The organism is Mucilaginibacter oryzae, assembly GCF_003148845.1.
Lineage (GTDB): Bacteria > Bacteroidota > Bacteroidia > Sphingobacteriales > Sphingobacteriaceae > Mucilaginibacter > Mucilaginibacter oryzae.
Window position 1 is genome coordinate 200,673 of record NZ_QGHA01000004.1, and the last position, 26,353, is coordinate 227,025.

Here is a 26,353-nt window from a genome sequence, read left to right on the forward strand (position 1 = left end):
ACAGCATTAACCGGGTATAGCTACATACCCGGTTTTATAGTTTATAGCCGTATGAAAGTATTTTTCCGTACCATTCACCTTTATTTAAGCCTCGCAGCCGGGCTTGTTATTTTTTGCTCATGCTTAACCGGTACTATGCTGGTTTTTGAAAAAGATATTCAGCAGGCCATGCATCACAACCGTTATTTTGTAAAGCCCGGGCAAACGCGGCAGCCTTTATCAACTATTAAAGCCACTATAAAAACACAGCTGCCTAAAGCAAAGCTGCTGGGGCTTACCGTATACAATGATCCTGAGCGCTCGATAGAAGCAAGTGTTTTTTTACCGGACAAAAAGGGAAAGAAGGAAGGCAGGCCTGCGCCGGGGAATAGTACGGGAGAAAGAAAAGGCGGTAAAGCCGATAAACCCAAAGAGGGAGACAGGGCAAACTTAACCGTAATGATAAATCCCTACACCGGGCAGATCATTGAACAATTTAACCGCCGCGAAACTTTTTTGTATTCGGTAGAGATGTTTCACCGCTTTTTGCTGGGGAAAAGGGATAGTGTTGGCGATTGGGTGATCAGTATTTCCACCTTGTTTTTCCTGGTGATATTAATAACAGGGGTGATACTATGGTGGCCCAAAACCAAGGCCATCATGAAGCAAAGGCTTAAAATTAAATGGGGCGGCAGCGGTAAACGGCTCACGCATGATCTGCATATTGTAACCGGTTTTTATACCTCCATATTTCTGATCATCATCGCGGCTTCGGGTTTGGTGATGACATTTAAATGGGCTAACAATACGCTCTTCTTCCTCACCGGTTCAAAGGTAGTTGGTAAAGAAGATTTTAAAGCGCCTTTGTCGGTTTATCAGCCGGGCGTTAAAGCATTATCGCCCGAACTGGCCCTGGCTTCATTGAGCGATAACATCGCCAACGCCGAATCTTACTCATTGAAAATTCCAAGAGATACTGCTGCTACCTATAGTTTCAGTATACTAAAAAAAGGTTCCGCGGAAGCGGCTACCGATGTTTATTATGTAGATCAATATAGTGGCAAGATAGCAGGCTCGGTAATTTATGCCGATAAAAGCCTCGGGCAGCGCATCAGGGGTGTTATTAAACCTATCCATACCGGTTCCATTTATGGCTGGCCTACCAAAATATTAGCTTTTATAATTTGTATGGTTTCGCTTATTTTTCCTGTAACCGGGGTAATGATGTGGTTAAACCGGATTGGTGTTGGTAAAAATAAGAAGATAAAGCGCGTTCGCGGCAAAATGGAGGTTGTTCCGGCTTAAGCAATTTAATTTAAAGCTGTGCCGCAAAATCATTTTGCCAATTCACAAAACCTTTAAATACTGTTCCGCACATTCAAAAACCAACTTTAAACTCAATAGAGGCACTTTTTGCAAAAATAAACCATCATCTAACCTCCAATCTCTAATCTGTAATCACTATATTAGCATCCTTTTAATTTTACTCATGAATATATTTTACGGAACAGGGGTAGCCATGGTAACCCCTTTTCAGGAGGATGGTCAGGTTGACTACGATGGGTTGCGCAACCTGATTGAACATTTAATTGATGGCGGGGTTGAATACCTGGTATCATTAGGTACAACCGGCGAAAGTGCCACATTGAGCGAGGCTGAGCGAAAGCAGGTTTGGGCTTTTACTGCCCAGGTGGTTAATAAGCGGGTTGGCCTGGTAGCCGGCATCGGCGGTAATAATACTCATGAAGTTGTTGAACAGGTAAAAGCCTTTAATATTGAAGGTTATGATGCCATCCTTTCGGCAAGCCCTCACTACAACAAGCCTACACAAGAAGGTATTTATCAGCATTATAAGGCAATAGCACAAAATGCTAAGCTGCCTGTTATTTTGTATAACGTACCAAGCCGCACGGGCAGTACTGTAAGTGCCGAGACTACGGTGCGCCTGGCCAAAGAGTTTAAAAACATTATTGGTATTAAAGAGGCATCAGGCAATTTCGACCTGTTTAACCAGCTGATGCGCGATAAACCTGAGGATTTCCTCTTTATATCCGGCGATGACCCGGTTACTTTGCCAATGATGGCTTTAGGTGGTGTTGGTGTGATTTCGGTTATTGGTAACGCCTTGCCGCGGCAATTATCTGATATGGTCAGGTTATTGTTGAATAACGATTACAGAGGCGCTCAAAAAGCTCATTTCGACCTGATTGAATTTACCCGTTTAATGTTTACCGAGGGTAGCCCTGCAGGTGTGAAAACCGCGTTGAAGCAATTAGGTATTTGCGGTGATACGGTTAGGTTGCCATTGGTTCAGGTTAGCGAAAAAACCGCCGGTGCCATTGCAGGCGAACTGAAGAAATTAGTTCCGGCAACCGTTTAAGCATAAAAACGTCGAATGCAGAGTATCTACAATGGCTCTGTATAGCGGGAGACACAATTATGTGTCTCTACACAAATAACACTTCCTTCGACAAAATAAAAAACCCGGGCCTTGGTCCGGGTTTTTTATTGGAATAAGATGATAAAAATCTTACTAAGCTTCTTTGTTCTTTGCTTCCTGAACCTCAAGACGGATAGCCTGGGCAAGGTTTTTAAGATCCTGCATGCCTTTACGTACACGTGTACCGGCAGCACTGTTTCCTTTATTGTAGAATTTGTCGGCGTCGGCCTCTAAAGATGCTACAAGCTCTTTTACTTCAGTAAATTTTTTCATTTAATTACTCCTTTTAAATTTTGAGGTTTATTGTTTTAATGAAGCTAAGCTAAAATGTTTTTTGCTAATTAAAAATTTTTAAATGCTAAAAATACGGCCTTTACGGTGGTTTTTTTCCACATTTTTGAGGTTTGAGCATTATTTCCTGCTACTTATTTTTTATTAAAAAGTTAATACCTGAATTATAACTTGCTATGTGTGTTTGTTTATGTATTTCTATAAACGAAATAAATCCATATAAATAATATTTATATGGATTTACGAATAAAAAAGGTGTTATTTTAAATATCTGCTGATATTTTTATAAATAAAGCGGTTACAGCGTTTGTTGCAGTATGTCCGGGTAGTGCTGATGCACCTTTAATATCAATTCGCCGAATAAAGTATTGGCCCAGGCAAACCATTTGCGGGTAAAATCTTTGGCATCGTCTTTATTAAACGATTCGTGCATGAAGCCGGTACCGGCATGGGTGCTTTTAAGCCATTTTAAACACTGAACAATTTCGGCTTTATCGGTAGAGGTAATACCGCGCATGATAATAGCCATCGGCCAGATATAGCCTATGCCTACGTGCGGACCGCCTATACCTTCGGCGGCGGTGCCCTTAAAATAATAAGGGTTGCTGTCGCTTAATACAAATTTACGGGTGCTTTGATATAAGGGATCATCAACTTTAACCGAATCGAGATAAGGTAGGGCTAACAAACTGGGCACATTCGAGTCGTCCATAAACAACTGGTTACCATAGCCGTCTACCTCAAAAGGAATCACCTGGCCAAATTTGGGGTGGTTACCTATAGCGTATTGTTTAAGTGCCGCCTGTACTTCTGAAGCCAAAGCTTTACAGGCATCTGCAGTAGCATTATCATGACCAATGGTGCTGTACATTTCGGCCATTTGGTTTAAGCTTGCTACCGCGAAATAGTTTGACGGGATGAGGAACGGATAAATAGTGGCATCGTCTGACGGGCGGAAGATGGAACAGATCAGACCGACCGGTTTTACCGGGTTACCATAGCCTCGGTTAGGCGCGGTATCGCTGGCGGTTTCTGTTTTACGTTGGAAAAAGTATGGTCCTTTGCCTTCTTTACGTTGTTGTTCTTTAAAAGTAGCGAGGATGATCTTTCCTGCTTTCTGCCAGTTTTCATCAAAGAAACCGGTATCGCCGCTTATTTTCCAATAATTGTAAGCCAACCTTACCGGGTAGCAAAGCGAATCGATTTCCCATTTACGTTCGTGCAGTTCGGCTTTCATATCGGTGCGGTCGCTATCCCACTCGCTGCCGGTTGGGCCTTCATTAAAGGCGTTGGCGTACGGATCGATGATTACGCATTTGGCCTGGCGGCTCAGTACGCCCTGGATCAGTTTTTTTAAGGCCGGATCATTTTTAATAAGCGGCAGGTAAGGCCAAACCTGTGCTGACGAATCGCGCATCCACATGGCGTTGATATCCCCGGTGATGACGAAGGTATCGGGCTTACCATCCTTTTCAGAATAGTTTACGGTGGTATCTAAAGTGTTGGGGTAGCAGTTTTCAAAAAGCCATGCCAGTTCAGGATCCTTGATATCGGCCTTAACTTTTTTGATCATCGCCTCAACCGCTTTACTGGTAAATTTACGATCGGCCGGTTTTGGGCGCTGGCTTTCAAAGGCCGGTGCAGCTAAAGAAGCAAATGCAGGAGTGATGCCTAAACCAATGCCGGCTGCGGCTACGCTGTTCATTTTTATAAAATTTCGTCTGCTTAATTTCATGGGTTTTGTAATGGTAGCTGTAAAAATAGAAAAGCGTTTTAGTTATACAAACAAGCTTGCTAAAATAATTTAGGAATAGTTTAATCGGGGTTTTGGTGGATATTGTTAATGCGGGTTTTCACTTACCCTGCCGTTGTTGGTGTTGTCACCAACAACGCTAAAAAAAGCCAGGCGTTAAATTTACACGAAGGGTTACGAATTTATATGCTTGTTTAAAATTCGTGTAATTCGATTCAATTGTATTGCCATGCAAAGCATCCGTGTGAAAATCAAAAAGCCCCAAATTTCTTCGAGGCTTTCATTATATCGTTGTTTGCAATTAGGCAATCTCCAATTTATTCCCTGCCGGTGTTGTGTTGTCACCAACAACTCTAAAACAAGCCAGGCCGGAAATTTACATGATGGGTCAGAATTTATGTGCTTGTTTAAAATTCGTGTAATTCGATTAAATTGTATTGCCACCATGCAAAGCATTCGTGTAAAAATCAAAAAGCCCCAAATTTCTTTGAGGCTTTCAATATATCGTTGTTTGCAATTAAGCAATCTCCAATTTATTTTCTTTATAATAACCGGCTTTCAGTTTTTCGCCTATCGCGCTGTAAGCGTCAAGCGTGCGCTGCACATCTTCCAGGCTGTGCGATGCTGTTGGGATCAACCTTAATACGATCAGGCCTTTAGGGATCACCGGATAAACTACTATCGAACAAAATATGCCATAGTTTTCACGAAGATCGCGGGTTAGGGCTGTAGCTTCAAACAAATCGCCTTTTAAAAACACCGGGGTAACCATGGTGTTTGAAGCGCCAAGGTCAAAGCCACGCTCCTTTAAACCTGATTGTAAGGCGTTAGCTATTAACCATAGTTTTTCGCGAAGCTCCGGTTGGTTTTTAAGCATCTCGAAGCGCTTTTTCAGGCCCAGTACCATAGGCATAGGTAATGCCTTGGCAAAAGTTTGTGAACGCATGTTGTAGCGCAGATAGTGGATTATGTCCTGGTCTGCTGCTACGAAAGCGCCTATACCGGCCATTGATTTGGCAAAGGTGGCAAAGTAAACGTCAACCTCATCCATGCAGTCCTGCTCCTCGTGGGTGCCGGCACCGGTTTTACCCATGGTGCCAAAACCGTGGGCATCATCAACCAGTAAGCGGAAATTGAATTTCTTTTTAAGTGCGGCAACTTCTTTCAGTTTGCCCTGCGCGCCCGACATGCCGAAAACACCTTCGGTAATTAACAGGATGCCGCCGCCGGTTTGCTCGGTTAAGCGGGTTGCGCGTTCCAGCTGTTTTTCGCAGCTTTCGATATCATTATGCTGGTAAACAAAGCGTTTACCCATGTGTAAACGTACGCCATCAATAATACAGGCATGCGATTCGGCATCGTATACAATCACGTCGTTCCTGTCAACCAGTGCGTCGATGATCGATACCATGCCCTGGTAGCCGTAGTTAAGCAGGAAGGCCGATTGCTTGCCTACAAATTTGGCTAAACCGTCTTCCAGTTCTTCGTGATGGATCGAATTGCCCGACATCATCCTTGCACCCATCGGGTATGCCATACCATAATCGGCAGCGGCTTTGGCGTCGGCCTCCCGCACTTCGGGATGGTTAGCCAGGCCAAGGTAGTTGTTAAGGCTCCAAACCAGATGTTCTTTACCTTTAAACTGCATGTGCGGACCAATTTCGCCCTCCAGTTTAGGGAAAGAAAAATAACCATGCGACCACTTCTGATGCTGACCTATCGGTCCACCCAGGCTTTTTGTTATTTTATCAAATAAATCCAAAACGAATTGTTTTTATAAAGTTAAATGCAAATATAGCCGTAAATACAAGTTCAAACAATAGCTATAACTTTTTAGAATAGGTTATAACTTAAAGGGTTTAGAATCAGGAAATCAAGAGGAAAGAGTCAAGGCATCGAGATTCAGGAATTAAGAAAATAAAAAAGAGACCAACTTTCGTTGATCTCCTATTCAATTATTATAATTTTCTCTTGCTTTTTGAATCTTGATGTCCTGATTCTTTTACAAATCTTGTCTCCTGACTCTTATAGTCCTGATTCTATAATCAATCCGCGTTTCCGTGCAGATACGAATTATTATTCCTGATCTCTACGTTACCTTCGCTATCCTGGATCAATGAAAAGCGTGAAATCTGGCTTTCGTCGGATGCCGGGGTATCCTGCAACGCTATTTCTTTGCGTTTATAGGCCGGTACGTTTTCCAGTTCCTGGATATTGCCGGTACGGAGCTTCATGCTCAGGTCTTTCAACCTCATAATGCGCTCACGCGATTTTTTCAACTGCTCCTCTATCGATTCGTTGGTTTTGTTATCATCAGCGCCAACAGCCGGTTGCGGGGCAGGTGCGGGAGTTGGAACTGGCTCCGGCTCGGGCATACGCGGTTGTTCCCTTACAGGCGGCTGTTCGTAGTTAACGGGCTCGCTCATTTTAAAGGTGAAACCTACGGCATCCGGTTCATTGTCCTGCTCAGGTTCTTCTTCCTGCATCAGGTTGTGCCTTACTACGGCGGGTTCTTCCTGGCGGCTTCCTGCAAACATATCAAACAAACCGGCCTGCCTTGCATCTTCCTTAGCTTGTTGCTGTTTCATGTAAGGCTCGGCAGGGGCGTTGGCTTTAACGGGTTTAATAAACTCGTTAACCGGCTTGGCCTGCTGCGGCTCTTCGGGCACCAGCATCGAAACGATCTTTTTGTTGCTGTTTTCCTTTTCGCGCTCGTCCCTGGTTTGGAAGCCGGTAGCTATGATGGTAACGGATAGCTGGTCGCCCAAGTTTTCGTCCATACAGTTACCCCAGATCAGGTCGGCAGCCAGGCCGGCCTCTTCCTGGATGTAATCAGTAATGATGCTGATCTCATCCATAGTTACCTCTTTAAGGCCTGAGCTGATATTGAGTAAGATGTAACGTGCGCCTTCAATTTCGTTATCTTTCAACAATGGTGATGCCAGTGCGCCTTCCACCGCTTTCAGGGCACGGTTTTCACCATCAGCGCTGAAGCTGCCCATGATGGATACGCCGCTGTCTTTCATTACGGTGCGCACATCTTTAAAGTCAACGTTGATGTAGCCCGGCAAGGTAATGATCTCGGCTATGCCTTTGGCAGCTGTGGTCAAAATATTATCGGCCTGTGCAAATGCCGAACTCATGGTAAGGTTGCCAAAAATCTGGCGGAGCCTGTCGTTCGAGATTACCAGGAATGAATCAACGTATTTACGCAGCTCTTCCAGCCCGGCATCGGCCTGCATTTTACGGCGCTTGCCCTCAAATGAGAAAGGCGTTGTAACAATGCCCACCGTTAATATATCCATTTCGCGGGCTGCTTTGGCAATGATAGGGCTTGCGCCTGTACCCGTACCGCCGCCCATACCTGCTGTAATGAACAGCATTTTGGTATTGGCGCCCAGCATTTGTTTAATATCATCAATATTTTCAATAGCCGAATTTTTACCAACTTCGGGTATTGAGCCTGCCCCCATGCCCTCTGTTAAGCTGGCTCCCAATTGCACCTTGTTAGGTATAGGGCTAAGCTCCAATGCCTGGGCATCCGTGTTGCAAATTATAAAATCAACACCGGTAATTCCTTGCCTGTACATATGGTTTACCGCGTTGCCACCACCACCGCCAACACCAATTACTTTGATGATAGACGATTTTTCTTTTAACATTTCAAAATGCATAATCTTCGTTTTCAGCTATATGTAAATCAACCAACATTAGATTTTACCATTGTAATAATAATACTTTTTCAACAAGGTTTTTCCACATTTGTGAGCAATGTGTAAAAGTTTAACCGTTGTGAATAATTTATTACTTCAAAAAGTCCTCATCCTTAATGTCATCCTTAATAAATGTGATGCTTTTTTTCAGCAGCCTGTCTAACAAGCCGCCTTCTTTATTTTTAGCATCGTATTTTGGCTTAACCGTTTTTACTTCGGCAGGCATTGCTTCATTCATGTATTCCATTTTCTGGATACCTTTTATCAGCAAACCAATACCGGTAGCAAAAGTCGGGCTTTGCAATTCTTCGTAAGTGCCTTTTGGCAATACTTCGTTTTTGGCCAGGTGCTCGGTAGGGTAGCCTACGCGGCAATCTAAACCGGTAACAAATTCTACCAGCTGGCGCAGGTGTTTTAATTGTGCGCCACCGCCTGTTATCACAATGCCGGCAATCAGCTTTTTCTCATAGCCCGATGATTTGATTTCGTAGTAAACATGCTCTACAATTTCTTCCATACGGGCCTGGATCACGTAAGCCAGATTTTTAACCGAGATCTCTTTCGGTTCGCGGCCGCGTAAGCCGGGAACACAAACAATCTCGTTCTCTTTATTTTCATCAGCCAAGGCCGATCCGAACCTTACTTTCAGTTGCTCGGCAATGTTGCGCATTACCGAACAGCCTTCGCGGATATCTTCGGTTACGCTGTTACCGCCAAAAGGGATAACTGCTGTATGACGGATGATCCCTTCGTGAAAAATGGCCACATCGGTGGTACCGCCACCGATATCCACCAGTACCACACCTGCTTCTTTTTCTTCCTCGCTCAACACCGATTCGGAAGAAGCCAATGGCTCCAGGATCAGTTCCTGGCTTTCCAGGCCGGCTTTGTTAACACATTTTACAATGTTTTTAATAGCCGTTACCTGGCCTGAGATGATGTGGAAGTTAGCTTCCAGCCTCACACCGGCCATACCGATAGGATCTTTAATACCCGGTTCGTTATCCACCGTAAACTCCTGCGGCAATACATGGATGATCTCTTCGCCCGGAGGCATTACCAGGTTGTACATATCCTCAATCAGTTTATCAATGTCCTTGCGACCGATCTCTGTCTGCAGATCGCGGCGGGTTATTAAACCGCGGTGCTGCAGGCTTTTAATGTGCTGACCGGCAATACCCACGTTAACCACCCTGATCTCTACGTTTGATTGTGAACCGGCAATATCTACCGATTGCAGGATACCCTGTACTGTTTTATCTATATTTGAAACCACGCCGCGTGTTACACCCGCAGATTCGGCTTTACCAATACCTAATACCTCAATTTTTCCGTTCCTGCTCCTTCGCCCTACAATAGCGCATATCTTAGTAGTTCCGATATCCAATCCTACTACAATTGGCGAACTTTTTTCCTGAGTTGAGCTTTTGTCCATATTACAATTTAATTTGAGATGTATCCTTCTTCATTTTATCCGAACCGGTTGTGGCGGCGCCCGCCGTTTTGGCCGAATCGGCTTTTATATTTTCATTTTTTATACCAATTACCTGGTTGGTGTATTTTACATTGATGATCCTGTAGGTATCCCAGCCTACGCGCGGCAGTACTTGTTTGTAAAATGCCTGCAGGTTATTCAATTTCTTACCCAGCGAATCTGCATTCCCTATCAGGATCCTCTGGTTGCCCACCCGGGGAATCAGTTCGATCTCGCGGTTGGCGTTCACGTACATCTGCGCGATCTGCGCATCCCAAAGCGAATCCTTGCGGATATAATCTGCCGTTTTAAACAAATCCTTCGCCAGCCTTGTATGCAATGAGTCAACCCGGTTGGTAAACAACTCTTCAATAAAGCCATTGGCCACCAATACCCTTGCGGTAAAGTTTTGCGACAGGGGGATTTTTAAACCATGCTGATCTACATAAAAATCCATATCGTAATGGTTCATGATGCGCAGTATAGGCTGGCGCTGGCTAACCTCCACTTGCAGCACACCATCCATTTCGGCATAAACCTTGGCAAACTCAATGAACGGGTTCGCCTTTAACCTGTCTTCCAACGCCTGGATATCGATGTTTTTAATCTTCCTGCCTATCAACGATCTGCCTTCGGCCTCAATAATGTGATCAACCTCCTGCTTGTCGATAAAATACTGACCGCCCGGGATGCTCACATTTACGGCCTTACAAACCACATCCGCTTTTTTTGTTTCAATAAAACCCATCAGCACCACAAGGCCACCCAGGCATATTACCCAGGCACAACCAATCAGCAGGCGCTTCCAAATGAGTTTTTTATTCATTGCTTAATACTTGTTTTAGCGGGTTTACCAGCGTATCAATATCACCGGCACCTACGGTTAACAACAGTTCGGGCTTTTCGGCAGCTATTGCGGCTACGGCGGCCTCTTTGCTTAATATTTTTTTGTTGGTTAAATGCATACGGTTAAGCAGCATTTGCGAGTTAACGCCTTCAATGGGCAGCTCGCGCGCCGGGTAAATTTCCAGCAATATCAGCTCGTCAACCATATCCAGCACTTCGGCAAAGCCATCGGCAAAATCGCGGGTGCGGGTGTACAGGTGCGGCTGAAAAATAGCTGTTAACTTTTTAGCCGGATATAACCTTTTTATGGATGAAATGCAGGCCCTCAACTCTTCGGGGTGATGAGCATAATCATCTATGTAAATATGCTTTGGCGTTTTAACAATGTATTCAAACCTGCGTTTAACCCCTCTGAATGATGCCAGCGCGGCCTTGATATTATCCGGAGATACCTTCAGTTTCAATACCGCTTCAATAGCCGCTACCGCGTTTTCAATATTATGGGTACCGGCAATGCCCATCCTGATATCGGTAATGTTTACCGCGGCACTGTTGTAATCAAAATAAAAGTCGCCGTCAATAATCCTTACATTTGATGCATACGCGTCGGCTTTTTCATCTTCAAAAGCGTAGGTATAACCGGCATCCAAAGGCAAACCGTTTTTATGTACCAGCGTTCCGCCGGGTTTGATCTGCGAAGCAAATAATCTGAACGACTCAGTTAAATGCGCATGATCGCCGTAGATATCCAAATGATCGGCATCCATCGAGGTGATGATGGCTACGTCAGGGTACAGCGTTAAAAATGAACGGTCGTACTCATCGGCCTCAACCACCATTACATTGTTGCTGCCATACAGTACATTGGTTTGATAGTTTGATGAAATGCCACCTAAAAACGCGGAGCAATCATTTCCCGAAGCCTTCAGCAAATGTGCCACCATGGTTGATGTGGTGGTTTTGCCATGCGTACCCGCTACCGCGATGGTATAAGAACTTTTGCTGATCAACCCTAAAACCTGCGAACGCTTGTACAACTCGAACCCGTGGTTTTTAAAGTAGTTAACAATATTTGAATCTTTTGGTACTGCCGGCGTATAAATAATCAGTGTATCATTACAAGGCTCCTGGAAACTCATGGGAATGTATTCTGCCTGATCTTCAAAAACTATCCGGATCCCCTCGTTGTGCAGCTGGCTGGTTAATTCGGTTTCTGTTTTATCGTATCCGCAAACAATACAACCCAAATGATGGAAATAGCGTGCCAGGCCGCTCATGCCGATGCCGCCTATGCCAATGAGGTAAACCCTTTTTATATCGTGCAGTTCCATTTTCCTTTGGTTTAAAAAGGTGTTCCTCCCTTACAGGAGGAGCACCATCATTTTAATTGTTACTTATAATTTGGATAAGTTCCTTTGCTATAGTTTCATCGGCATTTGGCATAGCCATCTGCGCGATGTTATTGCTCAATTTTTTTTGCAGGTCGCGGTCTTCCAGCAGTTCCAGCGCCCTGTCAACCAGTTTAGCTTCGGCATCGCTGTCGGCCACAAACACGGCTGCGTTTTCGTGTACCAGCGCCAAAGCGTTTTTGGTTTGATGATCTTCAGCCACATTTGGCGAAGGCACCAGGATCACCGGTTTTTTGACCATGCACAACTCGGCAATGGTTCCGGCACCGGCGCGCGATATAATCATATCGGCAGCGGCATAAGCTAAATCCATGCGGGTTAAAAACTCCCTCACCTGTAAGTTGGGGTGGTAATTTTCGCCCAGCTTTTCAATAATGCCTTTATAATAAAACTTACCGGTTTGCCAGATCACCTGTACATCGGCAGCCAATAGCTTATCCAAGCCATTCATAATACTGTTGTTCAGCGTGCGTGCGCCAAGGCTCCCGCCGGTTATCAGTATGGTTTTTTTAAAGGCCGACAGGCTATACAACTCTAAGGCCTCGTTGTGCTTACCTGCAATATTTACCGCATCCTTGCGGATAGGGTTGCCGGTTTTGATGATCTTTGCAGCCGGGAAAAACTTCTCCATGCCATCAAAGGCCACACAAATTTTTTGGGCATGCTTGCCCAGCCATTTATTGGTAATACCCGCATACGAGTTTTGTTCCTGTATGAGGTAGGGTATGTTTTTTAACGAAGCGGCATACAACAGCGGACCGGAAGCATAACCACCAACACCCACAGCTGCATCGGGTTTAAAATCTTTAATAATCCTGATAGCTGCAAGAACGCTTTTAACCAGCTTAACCGGGAACATCAGGTTTTTTACTACAGAACCACGCTGTATACCCTGAATATCCAAACCGATAATTTTATAACCAGCTGCCGGTACTTTTTCCATTTCCATACGGCCATTGGCACCCACAAAAAGGATCTCGGTATTTGGGTTGATGGTCTTCAAAGCATTGGCAATAGAGATAGCCGGGAAGATGTGTCCTCCTGTTCCGCCGCCACTTATAATGATGCGAGGCCCCCCAGCCCCCTGAAGGGGGGGCTTTTGAGTTGCGTCTTTCATATTGCTTTTATCTTCCATTTGTTAATTACTCTTTATTCAATCACCACCATTGTTCCCCCTTCGGGGGGTTAGGCGGGCCAAGCCTACGCTGTCCTGATCTCGCCTACTATAATTTTATTCGGCCCGGTATTATCTCTTTTCGGTTCGCTTTTTTCTTTTTTACCTTCCTCAATATCCTTGCTTACCGATAGGATGATGCCAAACGCTATGCTGGTAAACAATATTGATGTACCACCCATACTTACCAGCGGCAGCGGTACACCGGTTACCGGGCCTAAACCAACCGCTACAGCCATATTGGCAAAAGCCTGGATAGTTAAACTGAAACTTAACCCGCAGGCCAGCAACGCGCCGAATGCCTTTGGTGCTTTGGTTACAATTTTTATACAGCGGTACAGCAGGAACAAATAAATTCCTACTACCGCTAAACCGCCTATTAAGCCGTACTCTTCAATGATGATAGCGTAGATCTCATCCGAATACGACTCGGGCAGGTAATTCCTTTCGGTACTGTTGCCCGGCCCTTTGCCAAAAATGCCGCCGGTAGCAATAGCTATTTTGGCGTGATCGCTCTGGAAGGATTTATCGGCCCTGGCCAGTTCCGGGTGTAAAAACACGTTAACGCGCGATACATAGGTATGGCGCCTTGGGCCCAGGAATATTACTCCTAAAAGTAAAATCAGGCCTGCACCGCAGGTAATAGCAATTTGTCTGATACTGATACGGCCGATGATCAGCAGCAATATGCTGACACCAAACAACATCAGCGCCGTTGAAAGGTTGGCTAATGCTATCAGGATGAAAACCAAACACACTGCGCCCATAATTGGCAGGAAGGATTCTTTTACATCCTTTATATTTTCCTGCTTACGCGAAAGGGTACGGGCCAGGTAAGTGATCAGGGCCAGCTTAGCCAAATCCGAAGTTTGAAAACTTAAACCGGTTCCGGGAATTGCTATCCACCTGCTTGCGCTATTAATGTGGTTACCGAACACCAGGGTATACAACAGCAACGGAATAGTAATGATCATCATCACTTTTGAAATACCTGCATAATAACGGTAATCCAGTTTGTGCGATATATACATCAAAGCGATGCCGCCGAGTATCATGAATACATGTTTCATGAGCAGAATTTCCACCCCCTTGCCTTGTTTAAAGGCCAGCGTTGCCACCGAACTATAAACCGCCAACAAGGATATAACAGAAAGCAGTATGACTATCAGCCATATCCAGCGATCTCCTTTGGTGTTGTTTAGTATTCTATGCATAAGCCCCCTCTAAATCTCCCCTGGTAGGGGAGACTTTTTATTTTATGTTCATTATTCCACTCTTATTCATCCTACAGCCTTCTTAAGGCCCTCCCTTCCGGGATGGGTTTGGGTCGGGCTGCTCTGCTCCTTCTTAAACCCTCCCTTCCGGGGAGGGTTTGGGTGGGGTTTACAATTCCCTCACCGCCGCTTTAAACTGCCTGCCGCGGTCTTCGTAGTTTTTAAACAGGTCGAAACTGGCACAGGCCGGCGACAGTAATACCGTATCGCCTTTGGTGGCCAGGTGATAAGCTACCTGTGCCGCCTCCTGGGCCGATGAGGTGTTTACGATCAGTTCTACCAGGTCGTCAAAAGCTTCGTGGATGCGGCGGTTATCTTTACCTAAGCAAACTATGGCTTTCACCTTTTGTTTAACCAAATCATTCAGCATGCTGTAATCGTTTCCTTTGTCAACGCCTCCTAAAATCAGCACCACTTCGCTGGTCATACTTTCTAAGGCGTACCAGGTTGAGTTAACGTTGGTAGCTTTGGAATCGTTAATAAAGCGGATGCCTGAAATGTTGGCAACAAACTCCAGGCGGTGCTCAATGGCTTTGAAATTGCCCATGCTCTCCCTCATCGTTTCGTTGCGCAACTCCAACACTTTTGCTACAATACCTGATGCCATGGAGTTGTAAATGTTGTGTTTGCCTTGCAGGGCCAGATCTTGAATTGACATTGTAAAATGTGCTTGTTTGGTGTTTATAACAATATTTTTATTCTCGTCCAGGTATGCTCCCGGTTCAAATTTTTGCTGTATGGAAAACGGTAGCAGCTGCGCCCCGAACGTTCGTTCCTTTATCCCTGCCGCTGTTTCCGGGTCGTCGGCACAGTAGATGAAATAATCGCCCGCCGTTTGGTTCTGCGTGATCCTGAATTTGGATGCCACGTAATTTTCCATTCTATAATCGTACCTGTCCAGGTGGTCGGGCGTTATGTTCAATAACACGGCTATATCAACCTTAAAATTGAACATATCGTCAAGCATAAAGCTGCTTAGCTCCAGCACATACCACTCAAATTTTTCGGTAGCTACCTGGTAGGCGAAACTTTTACCTATGTTGCCCGCCAAACCAACGTTCACGCCTGCCTCATGCAAAATGTGGTATGTGAGACTGCTGGTAGTAGTTTTACCGTTCGATCCTGTTATACCGATGATCTTAGCGTCAGTATACCTGCCCGCAAACTCAATTTCAGATATAACAGGAATACCTTTTTCCTTCAGCTTTTTAATGATCGGCGCCTTATCAGGTATACCGGGACTTTTGATCACTTCAACCGCGTTGAGTATCAGTTCTTCAGTGTGTTGTTTCTCTTCAAACGGGATTCCCCATTCTTCAAGCTGTTTTTTATAGTTATCGGCAATAGCCCCAAAATCCGACACAAAAACATCAAAGCCCTGCTGTTTGCCAAGGTATGCTGCCCCGGCACCACTCTCGCCTGCACCGAGGATGACGATCCGCGCCCCCCCCGCCCCCTGAAGGGGGTGCTTTTGATTTGCTTGTTCACTTTGCGTATTCACCGGATTCTTCCTTTTTATTGTTTATCTTTTATTTTATTATTCTCTCTTTTGCTCCCCCTTCAGGGGGCCGGGGGGCTTATCTTAACTTCAACGTTATCACCGTCACTATCGCCAGCATGATACAAATGATCCAGAAGCGTGTAACGATTTTTGCTTCGTGGAACCCTTTTTTCTGGTAATGGTGGTGCAGGGGGGCCATCAAAAATACCCTGCGGCCTTCTCCAAATTTCTTTTTGGTGTACTTGAACCATGATACCTGGATGATCACCGAGAAATTCTCGATCAGGAATACGCCGCACAGTAAAGGCAGCATCAACTCCTTGCGGATCATGATAGCGAATACCGCGATGATCCCGCCTATGGCCAAACTGCCGGTATCGCCCATAAATACCTGTGCGGGGTATGAGTTATACCACAAAAAGCCCACGCAGGCACCCACAAAGGCACCGGCAAAAATTACCAGTTCGCCCGAGTTGGGGATGTACATGATGTTCAGGTAATCGGCAATTACCGTGTTGCCTGATACGTAGGCCAGTATAGCCAGCGTAATACCGATGATGGCCGATGTACCCGTTGCCAGGCCGTCTATACCGTCTGTTATGTTTGCCCCGTTGGAGATGAACGTGATAATGATGATCACAAAAAACAGGAACACCACCAGCGCGTACTGCTCATAACCTCCGCCTAAAAACTTTAATACCTTGGCATAATCAAACTCGTTGTTTTTATAAAAAGGCATGGTGGTTTTGGTAGAGTGCACATCCTGTGTATAGATCGGCTTTCCGGCCTTGATATGGTACTCAACCGGAGCATCGGCCTTAACGGGTAAAACCACTTCCTGGCGGATGATGATATTACTGTTAAAATACATCGTCCAGCCTACAATCAACGACAGGCCTACCTGTCCGATAATTTTAAATTTACCGGCTAAGCCCTCTTTATTCTTTTTAAATACTTTAATATAATCATCCAGAAAACCTATGGCCCCTAACCAAATGGTTGTGATAAGCATCAGGATCACATAAATGTTTTCCAGTTTGGCAAACAATAAAGTCGGGATCAGGATACCGAGCAAAATGATGATCCCGCCCATGGTAGGCGTACCTGATTTTTGCATCTGGCCTTCCAGGCCTAAATTCCTTACAGTTTCGCCAACCTGTTTAAAACGCAGGTAATCAATTAACCGGCGGCCATAAACCGTGGTGATCAGCAACGATGTAATTACAGCCATAGCCGTGCGGAAAGTGATGTACTGAAATACACCAATGCCCGGGATACTGTAATTTTTGCTTAAATAGTTAAATAAATAGTATAACATCTTTTACTGATTACACTGATTTTATTGGTTTCACCGATTGTAAGGCAAAAAGCCTTACTTTTTATATCAAATCCTTAAACTGCGCTTCCAGCTCTTCCATATCATCGAAGTGGTTTTTCACTCCGTTTATTTCCTGGTAGTTTTCATGACCTTTGCCGGCAACCAAGATAATATCACCCGGGTTAGCCAGCATGCAGGCTGTTTTAATAGCCTCGTGCCTGTCGATAATGCTCACCGTATGGCGTTTAAATGCCGGATCGACGCCTTCTTCCATTTCTTTGATGATCTGCGCCGGATCTTCTGTTCGCGGGTTATCTGATGTCAGGATCACTTTGTCGCTCCACTCGCAGGCGGTTTTAGCCATGATCGGGCGTTTGGTTTTATCCCTGTCGCCACCGCAGCCAATAACGGTAATTACCTTTTCGTTTCCTTTACGGATATCGTGAATGGTGCTTAACACGTTCTGTACCGCATCGGGTGTGTGGGCATAATCAACAATGCCAACCACTTTATTTGGCGCCGTGATATATTCAAAGCGGCCTTCGGCACCGGTTAGCTTGCTTAAGCTGGTAAGTACTTTGGCTTTATCCTGCTCCAGCAACATCGCGGTAGCGTAAACCCCTAATAAATTATAGGCATTGAACGTGCCCACCATTTTAAACCACACTTCTTCGCCATCAATCTGCAGCAGCAAACCGCTGAACTGGTTTTCGAGGATGCGGGCTTTATAATCGGCCATGGTTTTTAAACCGTAACTTTTTTTATGGGCCGCCGTGTTTTGCAGCATCACGTTGCCGTTTTTATCATCGCTGTTGGTAAGCGCGAAAGCATCTTTCGGCAAGCCATCAAAAAACGCTTTTTTGGCATTCAGATACCTTAAAAACGTTTTGTGATAATCAAGGTGATCGTGGGTTAAGTTGGTGAACACACCACCTGCAAACACCAGGTGTTCAATGCGTTTTTGCGATATGGCATGCGAACTCACTTCCATGAAGCCATAATCGCAACCGCTATCCACCATTTCGGCCAGCAGCTTATTGATCTCAATAGGATCGGGCGTGGTGTGGGTTGACGGGATCACTTTGCCGTTAATCTGGTTTTCGACGGTTGAGAGCAATCCGCATTTGTAACCCAAATCCCTGAACAACTGGTAAAGCAGCGTAGCGATTGTAGTTTTGCCATTAGTGCCGGTAACGCCAACCAGTTTTAGCTTTTGCGATGGATTATCGTAAAAATTGGCAGCTACGATACCTAAAGCCACTGCCGAATCGGCCACCATCAAAAAATCAACCTCGCCTGTGGTACGGGCCGGCAGGTCTTCGCAGATAACGGCGATAGCACCGTTTTTGATGGCCTGGTCGATATAATCGTGCCCGTCAACAACTGTACCTTTAACGGCAACGAACATCGAACCCGGAATAACCTTCCTTGAATCGAACGCTATCGCCGTAATCTCCACATCCGCACTTCCCTGTAATTCAGTGAAGGCCAGTCCGTCAATTATATCGCTTAAATACCTCATTGCAGTTCTATTAATATTTTTGATCCTTTTGGTATTACACTTCCGCCGGTAACCGATTGCGTGATCACAATGCCGCTTCCGCGTACCGATACTTTATAACCGGCATTGCCCATTGCATACAGCGCGTCGCTCAAACCCATACCTGTTACTGATGGCACTGTGCCGCTTTTATATTTTACACCTTCGTACGGTATACCATCGCTCGTATCAACACTGCTGTTGGCCGAGGCGTACAAAGGCTTCACACCCAATTTACTGTACACTTTTTTGAGGGCCTTCAGGTTACCCTGTTTTATCTGCGGCATGGTAGTGTTACCAACAAAGCGGGTTTGCGGTGTCTGGTTAATATCCAGATCATTGGCATAAACCCTGTCGGCCACTTCCCTGAAAACCGGGCCGGCAACTTTGGCTGCTAAATAATCGCCCTGTGTGGGGTTGTTGATCACCACAATCATTGAATATTTAGGCTTATCGGCCGGGAAATAACCGCAAAACGAAGCCTGGTATTTTTTATCCTTATAACCTTTTGTTCCGTTGGCCACCTGCGCGGTGCCGGTTTTGCCGGCCACGCTGTACAGTTTGTTTTTAATTACGTTTTTGCCGGTACCGTTAAGCACCACACCTTCCAGCATGCCGCGTACTTTACCTAAAGTTTGCTCCGAACAGATCTGCTCATTAATTACACGGGCCTTAAACTGTTCGATAGGGTTACCTAAACGGCGAATTTCACGAACCAGCAGCGGCGCTATCATTTTACCGTTATTGGCAACCGCGTTATAGTAAGCCAGCATCTGCAGCGGCGTAATGTTCATTTCGTAACCGTAGGCCATCTCGGGCAAACTGTAGTTTTTGTTCCAGCTGCGGTTTGACGGGTTTTTAATTACCGGCTGGCCTTCGCCTTTAATCTGCAGGCCCAGTTTCTCATTCAGGTGATAGCTGTACAGTTTATTGATGTACTGCCATGGGTTGTTATGATAAAACTTATCAACCAGTTTGGCCGCGGCTACGTTTGATGATTCTTCAAAAGCGCGCTTAACCGACATTTCATAATTGTCGTGCTCAGTATCGGTAATGGTTGGCCCTTTCGGGAATTTATATTTACCGCCCTCGGCATTGATAATGGTACTGGTATCAATTTTATGTTGATCCAACAGGGTCATGTACGATGCCAGTTTAAAGGTTGAACCCGGATCAATAGCGTTGCTGATGGCATAGTTCATCAGCTCTTTGTAATCGCCGTCTTTGGTACGGGTATAGTTGGCAATAGCCCGGATTTCGCCGGTAGCCACTTCCATCAATACCACACAACCATGATCGGCAGCACTTTTTACCAATTGCTTTTTCAGGGCATCCTGCGCCACATCCTGGAAGTTTACGTTAATGGTAGAGATGATATCCGCGCCATCTTTGGCTGCAATCTCGTCGTCATCATCAACCGGCATCCAGGTACCACCCGGGATGCGTTGCATTAACCGCCTGCCGCTTTCGCCATTAATGTATGTCGAATAAGCGCCTTCCAAACCCACCGGGTTTTTTACATTCTCGTTTTTATAGCCGATAGTACGGGCAGCCAGCGACTGGAACGGCAGTATCCTCCTGTTTTTCTGGATCACGATCAGGCCGCCTTTGTATTTACCCATATTGAAAATAGGGAACTGGCGGATTTTTTTCAGGTCCTGGTAGGATACCTTGCGCCTGATCAACTGGTAACGTGAGCTATCAGCACGGGCGTCGCGCAAAATACGGGCATACTCCCTTGCCGACCGATCTTTAAACATGCCCGAAAGCCTGGCCGCCAGTTCGTCGATATGGTTATTGAAGGCCGTATCCGAAGCGATGCCGCCGACCAGCATATCCATATGCAGTTCGTATTCAGGAACCGAGGTAGCCAGCAGGTTTCCATCTACCGAAAAAATATTACCCCTTGCGGCCTCAACAGTCTGGTATTGGGCCGAGAGGTCGGCAGCCATAGCTTTCCACTTGTCGCCCTGTATAAATTGTACCCGGCATAGTTGTATAACTACGGCCACCGCAAAAAACAAAATAAGCCCGAAGGCTATATAAACCCTGAGCAGTATGTTAGTCCTAATTCCCATTAGCCACCTCCTTTACTGTTATTTTCACGGGTGGGTCTACCGATTGGCTTAGTCCCAGCGTATCGGCCCGCTTTCCTACTTCGGTTAGCGTGCTCTTGAATGCCAGGTCGGCTTTAGATGATTTATAGTCCCAGCCCAGCTCCTTTACTTCTTTATTAAGCGCGTCAATTTCCCGCACCGATTTTTCGGCCAGGTGCATGTTGCCAATATATACCATGCCCAAAAAGGCCAGGTACAGCACAAAAGGCAAAGCATTGGTAGCCCTCTCGGTAGTGAGAAAGCCTTTTTTTAGGATTTGCGTAAACAGATTGTCGGGCAGCTCCCTTACAGGCCGCTCATCAACAATCTCCTCAATTTCTTCCTCTTCCTGAATTTCTGTACGTAAACGGTTGCTCATTTTTTTACAGCTATTCTTAGTTTAGCGCTCCGTGCCCTGTTATTGTTAACTATCTCTTCTGCCGATGCCGTTATTGCCCCGCGGCTTACAGCATCAAGCGGTTTATTATCATTGCCATAAAGATCCTTCTCCACCTCGCCGCTAAATTTGCCCTTAGCGATGAAGTTTTTAACCAGCCTGTCTTCCAGCGAGTGGTATGACATTACCACCAGCCTGCCGCCCGGAGCCAGCACTTCTGCCGATTGCATCAAAAAATCCTTCAATGCTTCCAGCTCCTGGTTAACCTCTATCCTCAGCGCCTGGAAAACCTGCGCCAGGTATTTATTTTCCTTCCCCTTCGGGATGCGGTTGCTGATCATATTTTTAAGATCGGCGATGGTTGTTATCGGCGCGTTGAGCCTCGCGGTAGCAATAGTTTCGGCCAGCGATTTCGCGTTCTGGATCTCGCCGTAAATGCCGAAGATCCGGTGCAGATCAGCCACCGCATAAGTATTCACTACCTGTTTTGCAGTTAAATCGCTTAACTGGTTCATGCGCATATCCAGCTCGGCGTCAAACCGGATGGAAAAGCCCCGTTCGGCCTCATCAAACTGGTGCGATGATACGCCCAGATCGGCCAGGATCCCGTTTACCGGCATGGCATCGTGCAGGCGGCAAAAGTTTTTGAGGTACCTGAAATTCTGATCAACAAAAACAAAACGTTCGTCATCAATCAAGTTCCGCTGCGCGTCCGCATCCTGGTCAAAAGCTATCAGCCTGCCGTTGGGCCCCAAATGCTTCATGATCTCGCGCGAGTGGCCGCCACCCCCAAAAGTCACATCTACATAAGTGCCATCAGGATCAATATTCAACCCTTCAATGCACTCTGCCAGCATTACCGGTACATGGTACTCACTCATTCCTGCTCCTTGCTTTTATTGCCCATTACCCTTTTTGCCAGCGCGCCAAAACTTGCCGGTTCGTCATCCATCAGCTTGCGGTGCGTTTCGGCATCCCAAACCTCAATTTTATTCAACTGGCAAGCCAGCACTACTTCGCTTTTTATACCCGCGTACTCCAATAAAAATTTGGGTAGCAGTACCCTGCCGGCAGCATCGGGCAAAAGCTCGGTTGCACCACGGGTAAAATATCGTATAAAGGCTATATTATCCTCTTCGTATTCGTTAAGTTTGCTCAGTTCCTCAAGTCGTTTATCCCATTCTTTTTTAGTGTATATAACAAGGTATTTTTCAAACCCGCGATTAATCACCAGGCCCTCGGTTTCAAGCTCAGGGAGCTTTTTCTTTAGGCCAGCCGGTATCATCATCCTGAATTTAGGATCAAGCTTACACTCAAATTCACCGGTTAAAAACGACATTGTATGACTTGGGCAATTTTTTAACTGTAAAAGTAAATACTTTTACCACTTCTTACCACTTTGCTCCACTAAAAGTTTTCAACAATTTTTGGTGCGCCTGGTTTTGCGTTTTCGAAGATTTTTTAAAGGTTAAGCTATCTTAAAAGTTATTAGTAAACAGTGGTTTATGGGGATTGGTCGCGATAAGTATGGAAAGTGTTGTAAAGTGGGAGAAAATCCCGGATTTAATGTCAGAATCAGAATTTTCTGAATTGGATAATGAGCAGAATATTTGTATGAAGTGGAATTGTGGAGCTGTCTGAACTCGAATTTATCGAATGGAGTGATTTATAGAATTTGCCTGGCATTCGGGTAATTCTTTTGATTCGATAATTTTTCAGCCGGTAGTCTGTGTTTTTCACCGTACCACACGATCTAACGAAGAATGCACTAATTTAAACGATAACATTCCATCATGGAACTTAGTGCGGCAGAAACACTGACCACAAGCAAAAATGAGTTATCCCTTTAAGGTATTCATCGAAGCTACCTTTATCCTTTCCCCTCAAATCATCCCAAACAATTTAGCTTGTGGTCGGTGTTTTCACCGTAACACATAATCTAAATAAGTTACACTAATTTAGCTTGTGGTCGGTGTTTCAGCTTGTGGTCGGTGTTTTTCACCGTACCACATAATCTAAAGAAGTTACACTAATTAAAACGAAAACATCGTACTCCGAAAGTGGTGCGGTGAAAACACCGACCATAGGCTTTTCCTTTCGCCTTTAATCTTTCACCTCCCTCAAATCATCCCGAATAATGACCCTCCCTTTTCCCCCAGCTTATCCACCGTTCTTTCCACCTCAGGCACCCGCTCCAATACAGGTGCATGGTGCGGCTTAATCCTGGCGTCAATAATCAGCGGACCGGTACAGCCCCAGTGTTTATGCTCGGTAAAGCTGCCAACACCATAAATATCATGCGATGGGTTGCTGCGGGTAAAGGTTACCCAAACAAAGTTATTGATGCTTTGGGCGGCGAAACCGGCATCATCGCACAGTACAATTAGTGGCAAGCCGTTCAGGTCTTCATCCTGCAGGGCGTACTCAATAACGCTGATCACATTATGGATGTCCTTGTAGTTAACATGCTTAGGCACCTCAACCATTAATACGCCGGGCATTGCCATTTTGTACCCGGTAACAGGGCGTGGGATGTTGAACCAGTCGGGCAACTCGTTCCAGAGTTCGCGTTTAATATCGCCTGCCACGGTAACGGCAACTTTACTGCCCGAATTAAGGCCTTCGCCGCTATAGTCTAAAGTATCTATAGTGGTATTGGTTTGAAAATGCAGATCGCGTGTCAGGTCTATCCGCTGCAGGATATGTTTCACAAAACCACCGATATCATTTACATTCAATTTAGGGTCGTCTTCCTGCGCGGCGATGAACAGGTATTTGGCCAGGCTCAATTGCCCTTTACCTAAAATATGGCTGGCAATGGTTACAATTTCCTGGGGTTTGCGTTCTTTAAGGTAGGGGGTATAGCGCTCGCTGCCAATGGCAAATAGCAGCGGGTGCACACCTGCCGCATCTACAGCGTTTACGGCATGCAGGCCCGGAATCTCTTTAGGGATGGCCGAACCGGTAATTTCATGAATGAGCGCCCCGAAGCTGGTATCTTCCTGCGGCGGGCGGCCAACCACGGTAAACGACCATAACGGATTTTTACGGTGATACACATTATGTACCTTCATCAGCGGGAAGGGGTGCACCAGGCTGTAGTAACCCAGGTGGTCGCCAAATGGGCCTTCGGGTTTGTTTTCGTGCGGCATTACCGTACCCGTGATTACGAAATCAGCATCGGCCGAGATGCAAAAGCCCTCGTGATCGTAAAAATAACGGAAGCGGCGGTTACCCAAAGCTCCGGCAAATGTCATTTCAGATAAACCTTCGGGCAGGGGCATTACGGCGGCAACCGGGTGCGACGGGGGGCCTCCTACAAAGATGCTTACTTTTAGCGGTTGCCCTTTGGCGTTGGCCTTGGTTTGGTGTACACCAATACCGCGGTGGATTTGATAATGCAGGCCTATTTCTTTATTTAAAATATAATCGTTACCTGCCAGCTGGATGCGGTACATGCCCAGGTTGGCATTCATAATGCCGGGTTTGTCAATATCTTCGGTGTAAACCTGCGGCATGGTCACAAATGGGCCGCCATCCATGGGCCAGTTTACAATTTGGGGGATATCGCTGATATTACATTTGCCAAATTTAACCGGAGCGCCCAGGCCGCTCTTCATCGGAAGGGCGGATAACGCGGTTAAGCCTACGCCCGCGTATTTAAATGGGTTTTTGACAGCCTTGATCGGGTCGTTCTTAATATCCACCAATACCTTGATCTTTTCGAGCGTATCACGAAAAATAAACTTCGACCTGTTGAGGGTGCCAAACAGGTTTGATACAGCCGGGAACTTACTGCCTTTTACATTTTCGAATAATATGGCAGGTCCATCGTTTTCAAAAACGCGTAAATGTATGGCCGCCATTTGCAGGTAAGGATCAACTTCTTCCTTAATGCGCACAAGGTGGCCGTGTTTTTCCAGATCGGTAATGCAGGCTTGTAAACTTGAGTAACCCATGAGGCGAAATTAAGGTTTTTTGTTTTCGGGGATTACACCGATTGATTTGATTACACCGATTATTTGTACGAAAGAAGATTGATGACATTTTAACGACAATGGATTTTATCGGCCCGAAAAAAATCCCGACAGTCTTCAATTCCGCAATAAAAGTTACAAAAACTATCAATTACTATTTAGATAACTAACCGGTAAAATCATCTAAAAATCGGTGCAATCCTAAAAAATAAAAAACCTTACTTTAGCTGCCGGATATTAATTACTGTTATGTCGGTAACTGTACTAACGCTTATTATACTTATTGGTTCGTACCTGGCGGGTTTACTGGGTTCGTTAACCGGCCTGGGCGGCGGGGTGGTTATTATCCCGTTGCTAACCATATCGCTTGGTATTAATATCCATTATGCTATCGGGGCTTCGCTCATTTCTGTTATAGCTACTTCGTCAGGCTCGGCGGCGGCTTATGTTAAAGAAGGTATTACCAATATCAGGCTGGGGATGTTTTTGGAAATAGCCACCACCGCGGGCGCTATGGTTGGCGCGTTAATAGCCGTTTATATCCCCACTAATTTCATAGCTGTGTTATTCGGAGTGATTCTCATTCTCTCCGCGGTAATGTCGTTACGAAAAAAAGCCGAACAGATCCATCAGCAAAAAAGCGAACTGGCGGAGAAACTAAAATTAAACGGCACATTCCCCACGCCTGCAGGCGAAGTAAGTTATACGGTGCGCAATGTGGGCGGAGGTTTTTTTATGATGCTTTTTGCCGGGGTGATCTCCGGTTTACTGGGCATAGGCTCGGGTGCGCTCAAGGTTTTGGCTATGGACGGCATTATGCGAATCCCATTTAAAGTATCAACCACTACCAGTAATTTTATGATTGGGGTAACTGCGGCGGCCAGCGCGGTGGTTTACCTGCAAAGGGGATACATTGATCCCGGCATTGCCATGCCGGTAGCCATAGGCGTTTTATTAGGCGCGCTAAGCGGATCAAAAATACTGGTGCATACCTCTTCGTCGGGGTGGCTGCGCTGGGTTTTTGCCGTAGTGGTTACAATTTTAGCATCGCAAATGATATATAAAGGAATTACCGGGACAATTTAATTGGTCATTATATCATTGCGTCATTAAGTCATTGTTGCATGGCGTACACGGTTGGCCGGTTTGCTAATCAAAAAATGGCTCAATG

The 26,353-nt window shown here is 45.6% G+C and carries 20 protein-coding genes; 3 read left to right on the top strand and 17 right to left on the bottom strand.

The window, feature by feature from the left end; translation table 11 throughout:
* Positions 1-51: 51 nt before the first annotated feature.
* Positions 52-1,284, top strand: coding sequence for a PepSY-associated TM helix domain-containing protein (locus LX99_RS12675; protein WP_109608220.1), 1,233 nt, complete (start codon positions 52-54; stop codon positions 1,282-1,284).
* 184 nt (positions 1,285-1,468) lie between these two features.
* Positions 1,469-2,359: a 4-hydroxy-tetrahydrodipicolinate synthase gene (gene dapA, locus LX99_RS12680; RefSeq protein ID WP_109608221.1), complete on the top strand. Its 891-nt coding sequence runs from the start codon at positions 1,469-1,471 to the stop codon at positions 2,357-2,359.
* Positions 2,360-2,512: 153 nt separating this feature from the next.
* On the opposite strand, the gene LX99_RS12685 is transcribed toward dapA, so the two are convergent.
* The 17 genes from LX99_RS12685 to LX99_RS12765 all read right to left on the bottom strand — a co-directional run bounded on the left by LX99_RS12685 (position 2,513) and on the right by LX99_RS12765 (position 25,164).
* Positions 2,513-2,692 (bottom strand): histone H1-like protein, encoded by a 180-nt coding sequence (locus LX99_RS12685; RefSeq protein WP_022830046.1) that lies wholly within the window; start codon positions 2,690-2,692, stop codon positions 2,513-2,515.
* Between the two features lie 316 nt (positions 2,693-3,008).
* Positions 3,009-4,445, bottom strand: a complete 1,437-nt coding sequence (locus LX99_RS12690) for a glycoside hydrolase family 125 protein (RefSeq protein ID WP_109608222.1) — start codon at positions 4,443-4,445, stop codon at positions 3,009-3,011.
* Positions 4,446-4,980: 535 nt separating this feature from the next.
* Positions 4,981-6,225 carry an aminotransferase class I/II-fold pyridoxal phosphate-dependent enzyme gene (locus LX99_RS12695; RefSeq protein ID WP_109608223.1) on the bottom strand — a complete coding sequence of 415 codons (1,245 nt, stop codon included), beginning with the start codon at positions 6,223-6,225 and terminating at the stop codon, positions 4,981-4,983.
* A 283-nt stretch (positions 6,226-6,508) separates the two neighbouring features.
* On the bottom strand, positions 6,509-8,137 hold the full coding sequence (gene ftsZ, locus LX99_RS12700; RefSeq protein WP_109608224.1) for a cell division protein FtsZ: 1,629 nt from the start codon (positions 8,135-8,137) through the stop codon (positions 6,509-6,511).
* A 130-nt stretch (positions 8,138-8,267) separates the two neighbouring features.
* Entirely contained in the window at positions 8,268-9,611 is a 1,344-nt protein-coding gene (gene ftsA, locus LX99_RS12705; RefSeq protein ID WP_109608225.1) for a cell division protein FtsA, read from the bottom strand.
* 1 nt (position 9,612) lies between these two features.
* Positions 9,613-10,476: a cell division protein FtsQ/DivIB gene (locus LX99_RS12710; RefSeq protein ID WP_109608226.1), complete on the bottom strand. Its 864-nt coding sequence runs from the start codon at positions 10,474-10,476 to the stop codon at positions 9,613-9,615.
* Positions 10,469-11,827: a UDP-N-acetylmuramate--L-alanine ligase gene (gene murC / locus LX99_RS12715; protein ID WP_109608227.1), complete on the bottom strand. Its 1,359-nt coding sequence runs from the start codon at positions 11,825-11,827 to the stop codon at positions 10,469-10,471. Before murC ends, LX99_RS12710 begins: the two co-directional genes overlap by 8 nt.
* Before the next feature lie 52 nt (positions 11,828-11,879).
* Positions 11,880-13,022: an undecaprenyldiphospho-muramoylpentapeptide beta-N-acetylglucosaminyltransferase gene (murG, locus tag LX99_RS12720; protein WP_109608462.1), complete on the bottom strand. Its 1,143-nt coding sequence runs from the start codon at positions 13,020-13,022 to the stop codon at positions 11,880-11,882.
* 83 nt (positions 13,023-13,105) lie between these two features.
* Complete coding sequence (locus LX99_RS12725; protein WP_109608228.1) at positions 13,106-14,293, bottom strand: FtsW/RodA/SpoVE family cell cycle protein; 1,188 nt, start codon at positions 14,291-14,293, stop codon at positions 13,106-13,108.
* A 169-nt stretch (positions 14,294-14,462) separates the two neighbouring features.
* Positions 14,463-15,854 (bottom strand): UDP-N-acetylmuramoyl-L-alanine--D-glutamate ligase, encoded by a 1,392-nt coding sequence (murD, locus tag LX99_RS12730; protein WP_109608229.1) that lies wholly within the window; start codon positions 15,852-15,854, stop codon positions 14,463-14,465.
* A gap of 76 nt (positions 15,855-15,930) precedes the next feature.
* Positions 15,931-17,172, bottom strand: a complete 1,242-nt coding sequence (gene mraY / locus LX99_RS12735; protein ID WP_109608230.1) for a phospho-N-acetylmuramoyl-pentapeptide-transferase — start codon at positions 17,170-17,172, stop codon at positions 15,931-15,933.
* A gap of 61 nt (positions 17,173-17,233) precedes the next feature.
* Entirely contained in the window at positions 17,234-18,694 is a 1,461-nt protein-coding gene (locus LX99_RS12740) for a UDP-N-acetylmuramoyl-L-alanyl-D-glutamate--2,6-diaminopimelate ligase (RefSeq protein ID WP_109608231.1), read from the bottom strand.
* Positions 18,691-20,790 carry a penicillin-binding protein gene (locus tag LX99_RS12745; protein WP_109608232.1) on the bottom strand — a complete coding sequence of 700 codons (2,100 nt, stop codon included), beginning with the start codon at positions 20,788-20,790 and terminating at the stop codon, positions 18,691-18,693. The genes LX99_RS12740 and LX99_RS12745 overlap by 4 nt, the downstream gene beginning before the upstream one ends.
* The gene (locus LX99_RS12750; protein WP_022829520.1) at positions 20,780-21,187 is read right to left on the bottom strand and encodes an FtsL-like putative cell division protein; all 408 of its coding nucleotides are present in this window, start codon (positions 21,185-21,187) and stop codon (positions 20,780-20,782) included. Before LX99_RS12750 ends, LX99_RS12745 begins: the two co-directional genes overlap by 11 nt.
* Positions 21,184-22,086: a 16S rRNA (cytosine(1402)-N(4))-methyltransferase RsmH gene (gene rsmH, locus LX99_RS12755; RefSeq protein WP_109608233.1), complete on the bottom strand. Its 903-nt coding sequence runs from the start codon at positions 22,084-22,086 to the stop codon at positions 21,184-21,186. Before rsmH ends, LX99_RS12750 begins: the two co-directional genes overlap by 4 nt.
* Positions 22,083-22,544, bottom strand: coding sequence for a division/cell wall cluster transcriptional repressor MraZ (locus LX99_RS12760; protein WP_022829518.1), 462 nt, complete (start codon positions 22,542-22,544; stop codon positions 22,083-22,085). The genes rsmH and LX99_RS12760 overlap by 4 nt, the downstream gene beginning before the upstream one ends.
* Positions 22,545-23,325: 781 nt before the next feature.
* Positions 23,326-25,164: a UbiD family decarboxylase gene (locus LX99_RS12765; protein ID WP_109608234.1), complete on the bottom strand. Its 1,839-nt coding sequence runs from the start codon at positions 25,162-25,164 to the stop codon at positions 23,326-23,328.
* 267 nt (positions 25,165-25,431) lie between these two features.
* On the opposite strand from LX99_RS12765, the gene LX99_RS12770 reads away from it, so the two are divergent.
* Positions 25,432-26,268, top strand: coding sequence for a sulfite exporter TauE/SafE family protein (locus LX99_RS12770; RefSeq protein ID WP_022829515.1), 837 nt, complete (start codon positions 25,432-25,434; stop codon positions 26,266-26,268).
* Positions 26,269-26,353: the final 85 nt, after the last annotated feature.